The sequence below is a fragment of the Edaphobacter acidisoli genome, assembly GCF_014642855.1.
Taxonomy (GTDB): Bacteria; Acidobacteriota; Terriglobia; order Terriglobales; family Acidobacteriaceae; genus Edaphobacter; species Edaphobacter acidisoli.
The window spans coordinates 1,874,962-1,887,335 of the sequence record NZ_BMJB01000001.1; the positions used below are offsets into that span (position 1 = coordinate 1,874,962).

At 58.1% G+C, this 12,374-nt stretch carries 7 protein-coding genes; 1 reads left to right on the top strand and 6 read right to left on the bottom strand.

Translation table 11 applies throughout. From position 1 onward, the window contains the following. Positions 1-92: 92 nt before the first annotated feature. Positions 93-1,436, bottom strand: coding sequence for a M56 family metallopeptidase (locus IEX36_RS07575; protein WP_188758672.1), 1,344 nt, complete (start codon positions 1,434-1,436; stop codon positions 93-95). Beyond that, positions 1,436-1,861 carry a BlaI/MecI/CopY family transcriptional regulator gene (locus IEX36_RS07580; protein ID WP_308422285.1) on the bottom strand — a complete coding sequence of 142 codons (426 nt, stop codon included), beginning with the start codon at positions 1,859-1,861 and terminating at the stop codon, positions 1,436-1,438. The genes IEX36_RS07575 and IEX36_RS07580 overlap by 1 nt, the downstream gene beginning before the upstream one ends. Positions 1,862-2,073: 212 nt before the next feature. Here IEX36_RS07580 and thiL point away from each other — a divergent pair, with 212 nt between their 5' ends. After that, entirely contained in the window at positions 2,074-3,117 is a 1,044-nt protein-coding gene (gene thiL, locus IEX36_RS07585) for a thiamine-phosphate kinase (RefSeq protein ID WP_188758673.1), read from the top strand. A 240-nt stretch (positions 3,118-3,357) separates the two neighbouring features. On the opposite strand, the gene IEX36_RS07590 is transcribed toward thiL, so the two are convergent. The 4 genes from IEX36_RS07590 to treY all read right to left on the bottom strand — a co-directional run bounded on the left by IEX36_RS07590 (position 3,358) and on the right by treY (position 12,256). Next, positions 3,358-6,315 carry a TonB-dependent receptor gene (locus IEX36_RS07590; RefSeq protein WP_188758675.1) on the bottom strand — a complete coding sequence of 986 codons (2,958 nt, stop codon included), beginning with the start codon at positions 6,313-6,315 and terminating at the stop codon, positions 3,358-3,360. A 43-nt stretch (positions 6,316-6,358) separates the two neighbouring features. Continuing rightward, complete coding sequence (locus IEX36_RS07595; protein WP_229668785.1) at positions 6,359-7,546, bottom strand: DUF5666 domain-containing protein; 1,188 nt, start codon at positions 7,544-7,546, stop codon at positions 6,359-6,361. Between the two features lie 263 nt (positions 7,547-7,809). Beyond that, positions 7,810-9,564, bottom strand: a complete 1,755-nt coding sequence (gene treZ, locus IEX36_RS07600) for a malto-oligosyltrehalose trehalohydrolase (RefSeq protein ID WP_188758677.1) — start codon at positions 9,562-9,564, stop codon at positions 7,810-7,812. A gap of 4 nt (positions 9,565-9,568) precedes the next feature. Then, positions 9,569-12,256: a malto-oligosyltrehalose synthase gene (treY, locus tag IEX36_RS07605; RefSeq protein ID WP_188758679.1), complete on the bottom strand. Its 2,688-nt coding sequence runs from the start codon at positions 12,254-12,256 to the stop codon at positions 9,569-9,571. Between the last annotated feature and the right edge of the window lie 118 nt (positions 12,257-12,374).

The following is a 12,374-nucleotide window of genomic DNA, read 5'->3' on the forward strand; positions in this document are numbered from 1 at the left end:
CAAAATCAGAGGCCTCATCTTTGTGACGGTTACATCGTCGCAAAGATGAGGCCAATTTCGCAGCAGCAAAAATTGCTACTCCAAACTACTTCTTACTTGATCGAATAGTGAATCTGAATATGCGTGTCGACCTCAACCGGCACACCATCCTTCATTGCTGGAGTAAACCTCCACTGCTCGACAGCATTAACCGCGCTCTGGTCGTAATCCTCTCGCAGACTCTTCACTACATGCACATTCTCCGGAGTCCCATCCGTCATAATGATCGCCTCCAGCACCACCACTCCGTCCACCGGATTTTTCTTCGCATCCTGCGGATATACCGGCGCCTTTTTGTACACAATATGCACCGGCGTCACATTCCCGTCCTTCTTCGCCAGGTCCGGATTCACCGTCCCCGTTGCAGCCGCCGCACCATCCACATTCATCCGCAACGCCAGCGCCGACCCGCACGCCGCAACCGTCAGCGCCACACATGCAGCAACCGATACCAGCCGCCGCGCCCGCTTCATCTCCACCTGCCCTTCAATCAGTGTCATAACTCTCCTCTCAAGCGTATTGCCATCGAATATCCCGATAGCGTGAAGTGTTTTAGGCTGCGGCCTGCCCGCCAACATCCCGGCCAGCCGCAGCAACGACCTTGCATACTCCCGTCTTCCCTGCACAACCTCCGCCGCCATCGCATCGCAAACCACCTCGCGGCTCTCCGCCACGCGCGACAACATCACCCGCACCACCGGATGCCACGCCACCGGCAGCGTCATCACCCCATACAGCACGTTCTTCGCAAAATCCCGCCGCCGCACATGCGCGAACTCATGCGCCAGCGCAGCCTCCCAATCCTCCAGCGTCACCGACTCCAGAAACCCCTCAGGCACCAGCAGCACCGGCGTGCGAAATCCAACCACCACAGGCCCGGAAACAGCCCGTGACGAAGCAATCCGCGCCTCCCTCACCTCAAACGCATCGCAGAAACGCCGCCAGCCAGCACGAAACTCCGCATCCATCTCCACTGCACCCGCCTGCCGCCGAATGCTCTCTGTCCGCCACAGACCCCACGCCAACCGCGCCCCAAACACCACCAGTGCCACCGCAAACACCGCCAGCAAAATCACCATCCCCCACACCGGAAAATGCACCGCGCTACCCCGCGCCGACACCGCACTCAACATCGACACCCGCGCATCGCCGCTTCCACCCGCAGCAGCCGAAGCACCCACCGAAAACAGCCGCAGCAAACGCAAATGACACGCAGGCAACACCACCGCCGCGCCCAACGCCCCCACCCACACCCGATGCACAGCCTGCGCACTCACCCGCTCCAGCAGCCGCGCCGAAAGCCGCGCCGCCACAAACACCACCGGCACCTGCCACGCCGCATTCACCAGATACGCGGTCAGCCAATGCACCAAACCCAACGACGCAAGCTCTCGCATCACTCCTCCTCCTTCAGCCTTCGGCTCAGCTCCGCCAGCTTCTCCGGATCGAGCTGCCTGCTCTTCACCAGGCTCATCACCAGCTCTTCACTCGACCCGCCAAACATCCGGTCCACCAGGTCGCGCACAGCATGGCCCACTGCGCGCGACTCCGTCACCACCGCGCTATAGATATAGGCCCGCCCCTTCAGCCTGCGCTTCAGCTTGCCCTTGCGCTCCAGAATGTTCAGCATCGTCTGCACAGTCGTGTAGGCCAGCTCCTGCTCCAGCCCCTCCTGCACCTCAGCCACGCTGCTCGCCCCGCGCCGCCAGATCACCTGCATAATCTGCAACTCCAGCTTCGTCAAACCTGCCGCATCCTTCTCACCCACAACCACACCTCCTAATTGATTAGGACAATAGCTCTCCTCGGAACGTTTTGTCAACTAAATTCTTAGGACATAAATCTGCTTTTTATAAACCGCAAGAATCCGCTTCTTCTTTCCTTGGCACAAACGCCCGGGTGAAAAGCACTAACTCAACCGACCACCCAAAAGTTGTCATCCTTCCGCGAAAGCGGGAGGACCTGCTTTTGCTTTCAGATCACTCTGGCACACCCACCAGAGCGCCGCACCGTCCCTGTATCCTTGTCCTCAGCATGAAGAAACCCCTAGGCGAGCTCGCGCTGATCGACCAGATTCGCCACCGCTTCCCAGCCCGCAGCCCCCACGTCACGCTCGGCATCGGCGACGACTGCGCGCTCCTCCGCCCACCCTCCGGCCACGAAATAGCCATCACCACCGACTTCTCCCTCGAAACCCGCCACTTCCTTCAGCGCACCCACCCTCCCGAATCCGTCGGCCACCGCACACTCGCCCGCGGCCTCAGCGACCTCGCCGCCATGGGAGCGACTCCACTCGCCGCCTTCCTCTCGCTCGCCCTGCCCGCCGACATGCTCACTACCGCCCAGGGCCGCCGCTGGGTCGAGCGCTTCTTCACCGGCCTCCGCGCCCTCGCCCATCGCCACAAAGTCCCTCTCGCCGGCGGCGACACCTCCGAGTCCCCACGCGAAACCCGAGACGCCAACGGCCTCATCCTCGCCGACATCGTTCTCATCGGCTTAGTCCCAACAGGCAAAGCCCTCCGCCGCTCGAAGGCACGTCCCGGAGACGCCATCTACGTCACCGGCCATCTCGGAGGCTCCGCCGCAGAGCTAGCCAAGCTCCTCAAGCAACAGAAACCCGCCCAGACCAAATCCACCAGAGACCACCCCCACCTCTACCCTGAACCACGCATCGCCCAGGGTCGCGCCCTGCTCACCCGCAACCTGGCCACAGCCTGCATCGATATCAGCGACGGCCTCTCAACAGACCTCGCCCACATCTGCCGCGCCTCAGGCACCCACGCCGAGATTGACCAATCCGCCCTACCCATCCATCCCCAGGCACGCAAACTAACCCCGGAAGCAGCACTCCACGCGGCCCTGCACGGAGGCGAAGACTACGAGCTTCTCTTCACCGCCCCCGCAACCACCCGCATCCCGAAATCCATCGCCCGAGTCCCCATCACCCGCATCGGGCGCCTCACCCCAAAGCGCCCCGCAACGCCACTCCTCACCCTCATCACCCCCAACAGCGCCCGAACCCCGCTCAAGCCCTCCGGCTGGCAGCACTTCACCCCGCCAGGCAGGCAGAACCGATAGCATCAAAATTCCTGTCAAGCCCCAAAACCATCTAACCCATTCCCCACCAACAACATCCGCTTGGCGGTTTAGTTTCTCCAGTCTGCTAGACTTAAATCAGCACAAAAAAGCCAAAGCCCCGGAAGAACCTTCCGGGGCTTTACCTGTTTTTCGAATGGAGACTTTACCAAGTACCCCCACCACAAACCACGTGTTTTGAATACTTTGGTACTTAAGTACGGGTAGGGGGGTACCCCGTCGCTAGAAGTTGAACGCCCCCGTCAGCATGATCGTCCTCACCGCCGTCCCGTTCGCAAAAGGCCGTCCGGCGAGGCTGGTGAACTTCCCGAACTGCGCCGAGCTCAGCGTGCTCGTGGGAGCAGAGTACGGAATCATATTGAACAGGTTGGAAGCCTGAACGCCGAGCGTAAAGGTGTACTTGTGCCCGGAGTTCGACGCGCCAAACGGACCGCCACGTCCTCCACCGCCGCCGCCGTGTCCACCGCCATGGCCGTGCTCTCCGGGAGGAGGACCTCCAGGTCCACCCTGAGAAGCCGCCTGTTGCCCGGTCCGCTCGCCAAATCCGAACACGCGGTTCAGCCGCAGGTTGATCGTCGCATTCGCCGGCGAGGTGCAGTAGTTGATCGGCACCGGAGTCAGGCCGCCCGTATCGGTTGAGCTGAAGGCAGCGCTGCTGACGCAGCTTCCGCTGTTCCCGCTCGCAAAGTAAGGCCGCGTGTTATAGACCGTGCTGCCCAGCGGATCCGTGCCAGTGACGATGTTGTAAGGCGAGCCAGCCATCGCAATGATGAACGGGCTGGCCGTAAAGGAATACGGCAGCTGCATGGTGCCGCCAATGACGCCAAACTGACGCCGCGCGAAAGAGGCGCGCCCGTAGTCCGCACGGGTGTTCGTATTGCTGGTCGGCACGAAGCCGGACCCGGAGGTGTTGGCATTCGCAAAGCTCATCGAGTAGAAGCCAAACATCTGCACCCGGTTCAGCCGCACGCGCGAGTTCACCATCAACTGGTTCTCCCGGAAGACACCTGCCGACTGGAATTGAAAGTCATATGGAGAGGTAACAGGCGTAGCAGACGAGGTGTTCGGTGTATAAAACTCCCGCGACATGTACTCGTGGACACCATGCGCATTTAGGTAATTGACCGAGAGCGTCCCCAACTTGCCGAGCTGTTGGTCGACACCAATCGCCGCCTGCATCGTATATGGACTGCGAATCCCGGATCCGAGCTGCGTAATTTTGAATCTGCTCGGAGCAGAAGCCCCGCAACCAGCTGGATTCGACGGTGAGCATGTCGCACCCGGATTGATGAACGACGAAACCACCTGATTCGTCCCATTCTGCTGGAGCGTCGTCATGTAGTCACCGAGAGCAAACCGGTCGTAAAAGAGGCCGTATCCACCGCGCACCACCGTTACCGGATTCTTGCCCTGGCCACGCGGAACGCCCCACGCAAACGAGACGCGCGGCGCTATATCGTGACTGCTATTAATTCTGTTTTGCGCCTCATAACGCAGACCGTAGCTGATCGTCAGGTTTGGTCTCACCTTCCAGTCTGTCTCGGCGTAAAGGCCGACATCGGCGATGCTGCCCGAGATCGTCGGCTTATTGACCGTAGTGATGTTGTAGAGTGCCGGAATGCCGCACTGGTAGGACGACACCCCGGCGTTTGCGGTCGCGCATGGCGTCGATGTGATACTGGCACAGTGCGCCTGTGAGGTCGCATCCGTGTTCGAGGTCACGCACGGGTCCAGAAGATTGTTGTAGGTAAACGTACCGTTGGTTCCAGCCGTCGAGTACACCGAGTCGCTGTTGTACCGCAGCCGTCCGCCCAGCCTGATGAAGTTCTTGGACAGGGCGATGGACGTATAGTTCTGCACCTCGATATGGTCCTGAGTGCTGCGCTGCACACCCGACGATGCTCCTCCCCAGGTGAACGCGCCCTGCACAGAGAGCGTTGATCCGGTGTTCAGGGCATTCGAAGAGTTATAGTCGCGCTCATACTCAAAACGCGTCTCGTTGATAATGCGCGGGCTGACAATCTGCGTATCACTGATCTGTATCGTATTCTCGGTGAACTCGCTGTTGACGCCCTGCGTTGGAAGACTTCCGCCGCCAATGCCGCTGTTCTGCGATCCGCTGACGTTGTACTGGTAGCGCGCGGTCAGCGTGTTCTTCTCACCCAGCGCAATGTCAATGCGTGGGCTGATATCGCTGCGCGTCTGCGGCTGCAGAATCGCGCGATTTGCTTCTGGATAAGACGGGAAATAGGTGCAGGTCAGATCGCCCGGCTGGCACGGTGTCGTATCCGTTGCGGAGTGGGCGTAGTAGCCGCTGGGATAGACCAGCGCGTTATTGTCAATCGTGCGGTGAGAACCGCCTACCGTAAAAGACATCGAGTGGGAGATTGGCCCGCTGAAGTCACCAAACATAAAGACCGTGTGGTAATCCGGCTGCGTATTGGTCTCTCCCAGAAATGGACTCGAAGTATTGAAGGACTTGTCTCCACCTTCCACGGTATAGAACCCATGGAATTTGTCCGTGCCCGGCTTCGTGAACACCTCCACGCGGCCATAGCCCAGCTTGTCATACTCCGCCGAAAATGGATTCTGGTTGATGCGGATCTCGCGAATCGACGACTTCGGCGGCAATTGTCCGCCTGTAAATCCGTCAACATAGATCTGCCCACCGTTCGGCCCTGCCGCTGGTCCGGCAAGCGCGGTCAGTTCATCGGACAACTCGTCGGGATCGTCGGAGAGCGCATCGAGGTCCTTGCCCTTGATGACAGTCGCGCTCGCATTGCTATCCGCATCTACGCTGACCTGCGCGGCTTGAGCTGTGACCTGGACCTCCTGCTGCGCTTGAATCTGCATCTTCACATCCAGAGAGAGCTTCTGTCCCGCTGCGACATGGACTCCCTGCTTCACATAGGTGGCGAATCCCTGCATCGTCACCGTCATCGCATACGTTCCCGCGGGAACATTATGCAGCGCATACGTGCCATCGCTCGTCGACTGCACAACCGAAGCCTTCCCATGAGGCGGTGTCAGCGTGATCGTTGCGCCGGGAATCAATGCGCCGTCCGGGTCGGCAACCGATCCGCTTACGGTTGCACTGGCCTGCTGTGCCCGCACGACAACCGGAGACACCGCGACAGAAAAAATCAAAACAGCTTTCAGAACTGTACGAAAGGACAACATTACTTCTCCTAAATAAACCCCGAACTTTCGCGGGAGATAAACTCTACTGTTGTTGCGCGCCCATCTCCGGTGCTCCTCCGCCTACACTCCACGGAGACAGCGTCATGTCGGACGATCCACTTGGAGACGCCCGCAAAATCGGCTCGACTCCAGCAAGCACAGTGATCGCCGTCACATTCGAGCTGCCCGGGTCTGCCTGCGAGCCGACAACCATAACTGCATCGCCCGCCTTCAAATCTGCAATCGTCTGCTGGGGCAGGCGGCTTACTATCTGCGAGAGATCCGCCCCTGCCGATCGGCCTGCGCCGCGTTCGCCCATGCCACCTTCAGCCTGCGCGCCTTCAGGCCGCGCTGCACCCTGACCTCGTGCAGCCGAAGCACCTCCACGTGCGCGCGCCGCCAACATTGCCGCAGCCTGCGGAGGCAGCGTGTGCACATTTGAGTTGGGCGTGATCTTTACCCGCATGACCTTCTTGGTCGCAAGGTCTTTCAGCGTGACCGTTCCATCGGCAGCATCGATCGTAGTAATCAAGCCAGACAAATTCTTGAACGACCCGCTGACCACCTCATCCGCCTGCACGGAAAGACCGTCCTCTGATTTGCTGCCGCGTACGCGGAGTTGATCGCCAGGATGAATCTGGTCCAGCGTGCTCGCGACTGCATCCTCAAACTTCACCGAGTCTCCCGCGTAACGACGAAACTTAGTGGCGCTTGCAGTCTTCACTTCCACCTTCTTCGCACCCACGCTGATGGTAAGCGTACCTGTGGATGGATCAATCGCACGGACGATGCCGCCGATGCCGTTTTTCTGCCATTCAGCCTCTTCAGCCTCGTGCTCCTGGGCAATGGCCGCAGACTTCATCAGAATGACGCGCAGAGCAGTCAGCGTCCCCGCTGAGTCGCCAGCCTTGCCTGTCACCAGCACGCGGTCACCAACAGTGATTGACGAGAGCGTGGCAGGCTGAGCGTCCTTCAGATTCGTACTGCCCGGAGCGAGTTGCAGGATACGTGCACCATCAGGCACCGTAACCGTAACCTCCTGCGAACCGCTCTCAGTCACAACGACACTGTTGCCATTGACTGACTTTACCGTGCCGAGTGCCCGCGACATTGCCGATGCAGGCGCAGCCGACTGCGCGTTGGCCCTTACACTGAACGCAGGCGAGCCAGCCATCGCGAGAGCCAACAATCCTGCGCCTAACGCAGAAATTTGGAACACACCTGACTTCATCAGCATCTCTCTTATCCTCTTGTTTGATACGTAACCCAGTCACGGACAGTGCGGACAATTTCAGCCATAGCGCCGAAATTCTTCGTCCTGTTATTTGAAGACGGATTGCACGCACAAAAGTTTCCGCGACCGCTTACACTTTCGCATTGAATTCAAATGGGATACATCCAGATGGATTCGGGGAGAATTAAGTAAAACTTAAGACAGCACCAGAAGTTGAATGCAATCTATAAGACCTTGAAGGCGGAACTCGCCTCCATCACTTACATGATAGATGAATCGTCGAGCGAGAAGATAGCGAGCGTATCCGGCGGCAGCACCACTTTACCCAATGTTGCTTCTACATTGGCGCGCGATGCCAGCACCAGCGCCGCTCCTTCATCTACTGCGAAATCCGCCCGCGACTGACCAAGGTTGACAAACACCTTCACCGCACCACGATCCAGGATCAGATAGCGCTGTCTCTCGTCGAAGCGAACTTTGATGTGGCCCAAATCTCCGTCATTCAACGCTACCGAGTTGCGACGTAGATGGATAAGCTGCCGGTACCAGTCCAGCATCTCGCGGTGAGCACCTTCATCTATCTCATCCCAGCGAAGCTTGGAACACTCGAAGGTCTCGGCACTGCCTGGGTCGGGAATAACTTGAGGGTCCCAGCCAAACGCAGCGAACTCGCGCCTGCGGCCTTCAGAGACGGCCTTTGCCATCTGCACGTCTTCGTGGTCCGCGAAGTACAGGAACGGCGTAGACGCAGCAAATTCTTCGCCTTGAAAGATCATCGGAATCGCCGGTGCCATCATCACGATTCCAGCAGCTATCCTTGCGCGCTCCATTCCTACTGCGCTTTCCAAACGATCCCCGAGCGCGCGGTTCCCCACCTGATCGTGGTTCTGAGCAAAACTCACAAAGTGATGTGCCGACAGACCCTCCACTGGACGGCCATGGGAGCGGCCACGATACTGCGAGTAACGACCATCGTTCACGAACACTCCGGTCAGCGCCTTTGCGAGCGCCGTCAGGGTGCCGAAGTCCGCATAGTACCCGCTGCGGTCGCGGTCATTCAGTACCGTATGCAAGGCATGATGGAAATCGTCGCTCCATTGCGCATCCATGCCGTGGCCGCCTGCTTCACGCGGCGTAACCGTGCGGGGATCGTTCAGATCACTTTCAGCAATCAGAATAAGCCCACGACCAAGCGTAGAGGACAGAACCTCTATCTCGGCCGATAACTGCTCCATGAAGTGCACCGCCGACCTGTCCATGAATTCGTGAATAGCATCAAGGCGCAGGCCATCGATATGAAAATCGCGCAGCCACATCTTCGCGTTGTCAATGAAGAAGCGCCTGACTTCATCGCTGCCTGCGTCCTCGAAGTTCACAGCATCGCCCCAGGGGGTGTGATGACGACTTGTGAGATACGGCCCGAACCTCATCGCGTAACTCCCCACCGGACCGAAGTGGTTGTAGACGACATCCAGCAGCACCGCAAGCCCGCGACTATGGCAAGCGTCAACAAAGTGCTTCAGGCCATCGGGCCCACCATACTTCTGGGCAACGGCAAACAGAGACGCGCCGTCATAGCCCCAGCCGAAGCGGCCGGGAAACTCTGCGACTGGCATCAACTCAAGATGTGTCACTCCAAGCTCGACCAGATAATCCAGGTGCGCGATGGCTGCGCTAAATGTACCCTCAGGAGTAAATGTGCCGACATGCAGCTCATAGATCACAGCACTCGCCAACGGTGGTGCTTGCCAACGGCTATCTGTCCAACGAAAGGCACTGTGGTCGTAGATGCGCGATGGACCATGCACACCGAAAGGTTGCCAAGCGCTGCGCGGGTCAGGATACGTCTTAGGGTCATCATCGAAGAGAAAAGCGTAATCCGTCCCGGAGGCTGCACTGTCCACATACACGCTCCACCAGCCACGCTCACCTTTCCTGCTCATCGGGTAAAGCGCACCGTCTACTTGAACGGCTAGGCTCTTTGCATACGGAGACCAGAGGGCAAACTCATGCATGCTCCTACCCCTCTCGCAAGTCTTCGCGCACCAGCAGTGCAACCGGGAACTCCTTCAAGAGCCCCCTCATCGATATCTTCCCACCAGCAAATATCGCGTTTGTCATGCGATTGCGCCATCGCCCTTCGGGCAGCATAACAATGGTGTCTCTCCACGTCCCAAGGAGCTTCATGGTAAGTCTCGGCACGATGGTGGCTACGGCATTGGCGCGAAGATAAGCAACAACATGATCGCGCTTGGCGCCTTCGGCCTCAAGCGGAAGATATGTGGCGTCAGCGCCGAACCACTCTCCATGCTCGCGTCGCAGATGAAGCGCCTGATAGATCGCCCACAGCTTCGGCATGCCTTCATCGGAGCGCGCCATCACCTGCGCTGCGACACCATCTCCGCTCAGCGATTTCATCTCATGGAACAGACGGCGACGGAGAGCGTAATCCACTGGTCGTCGGTTGTCAGGATCTACCAGGCTTAAATCCCATAGCTCTGTTCCCTGATACAAATCAGGGACACCCGGAGCGGTATATCTCAGCAGTGTCTGGGCCAGCGAGTTCACTCTGCCGGCATCTTTCACTCTGGCGACAAACTGTTCCAACTCACGCAGAAATGGCGCATGCAAAAATGTCTTTTCTATAAACACATTGAGTGCCGCTTCAAACTCAGGGTTGTTTGCAGTCCATGATGTTTGTTGTTTCGCCTCGCGAGCAGCCTTCAGCATGTAAGACTGCGCGCGTTCGAGATCCAGCGGCCATGCACCGATCAAAGTCTGGTAGTACAGATACTCCGTGTTGCGATCAGGCATTGCTGCACCTGGCAGGCCCATGCGAAAGCCGCTATTCATGCGCGACCAGCGCTGCACCGCCGCACCGAAGTTGGCAGGCACTTCAGACAACACGGCCAGACGCGCGCGCACATCATCACTGCGCTTCGTGTCATGCGTCGCCAGTGTAGTCATCGTCAACGGATGCGTCGCCTGCATCTTCGCACAATAAGCATGGAACTCTGCCACACTAACTCCATTGCGCTCCGGATCGTTGCCGACCTCATTCATCCCCGTCTGCCGGTTGTAGCAATAGAACGCTGTGTCCTCCACCCCCTTTGCCATAACAGGCCCGGTGAATTGCTGAAAACGAAGCAGGAACTCTCTCTCTCTTTCACCTCTGACTGCAAGTGTGAGCACATCGCAAATAAAGTCGAAGAGATCGCCATCGATGTCCTGACGTTGCCGCTTGGCACACTCGATTGCCTGCGTGATATACCCGCGATCGTCGTCGGTGATTTCATCGCGATGAGAAACAACGTAGGTGCGATAGATGGGGAAACATGCTGCAATTTCACGAATCGCACGCCGCATCTCGGCGCGTGTATAGTCACGCCGGTTGCGGTTCAATTCGCATATCTCAACGAGCAGCGAAGCCAGCCGGTTGACGTCGCTACCCAGCGCGTCCTGCGCTACCGCAATCTTTTTTTCATGTGCAATGGCATGAAAGTCCGTAGGCTGGCCAGTAAACCGTGCATAGATCGCATTCAGTTCTGCCATCCCCTCTGGGGACACCAACAAGCCACCAGCCATATTGAGAAAGTCATAACCGGTCGTGCCCTGAACCGGCCAGTCGGCACGCAGGAACTCACCCGGCTCCAGTATCTTCTCGACGACGATCCACGCATCAGGCGCACGCTCTCTCAGTCGATTCAGATACTCACGCGGATCACGCAGACCATCCGGATGATCCACTCGCACCCCGTCAAGCACGCCCCTTCGCAGCCAATCGAGCACCAACGCATGGGTCTCTTCAAAAACATACTCTCTCTCCACATGCAGCCCGACAAGCGAGTTTACATCGAAAAATCTGCGATAGCTCAGCTGCTGGCCGGCCGTCTTCCAGTAGGCAAGACGGTAATGCTGCAAGTTGAGAAACTCGTCGAGACGGTCCTCATCCGCATTCAACTCCTCAATGGACCGGTCGATCGCCGAACACACCTGCTGGTCCTCCGCGCACAATCGCGATAGCAAGGTGAATAGCACTGTCTTATCCCGGTGGCGGGCCAGGATCATCTTGCGATCTCCATACTCAGGTGCAGGCAACCGTGCAAAGGACGCTGCAAGAAAATTTAGCGTATCGGACCTTGAGTACTCGGCTGCCTTCGAGAGAATAAGCGGCAGCGACCATGCAGGTGCAACCGGAAACGTCTGGCCGGCAGCTTCCACATGGAACGCACCTCCTTGCCGCGTAACTTTAATCCCCCCGGCATGTAATACACGTCCATATTGGTCGCCCAGAACCGGCACCAGAACTTTGTCACGCAGACGCTCTTCCTGCGGTTGCCACTCAATATCAAAAAAAGCAGCATAGCGGCTGGCCGATCCATTCTCCAACACGTCCCACCAGTAGCTGTTTTCGCGGCCAAGAGACATGTGGTTGGGCACAATGTCGAGAATCTGCCCCAGCCTTAGTTCATCAAGACGCTTTTGAAATCGCTCATGCGCTGGAGCGCCACCCAACTCCACATTCACCCGAAGATGATCGACAACATCATATCCATGCGTACTTCCAGGAGCAGCCTGCAGATAGGGCGAACAATATACGTGCGAAATGCCGAGCTCCTGCAAATACTCCGCGATTGCAGCCGCATCGTCGAACGTAAAGCCTTTATGGAGCTGCAGGCGATACGTTGAGGTTGGAACTCTCAGCATGGATCAACACCTATTCCCGGGGAAATTTTGTGCATCAGCCGTCGTTCATGCCACCCGGCATGTAGTCTTTATGTCGTGCTGATAGTTGATAAAGAGTTGGAAGCAATTGCAGCGACTT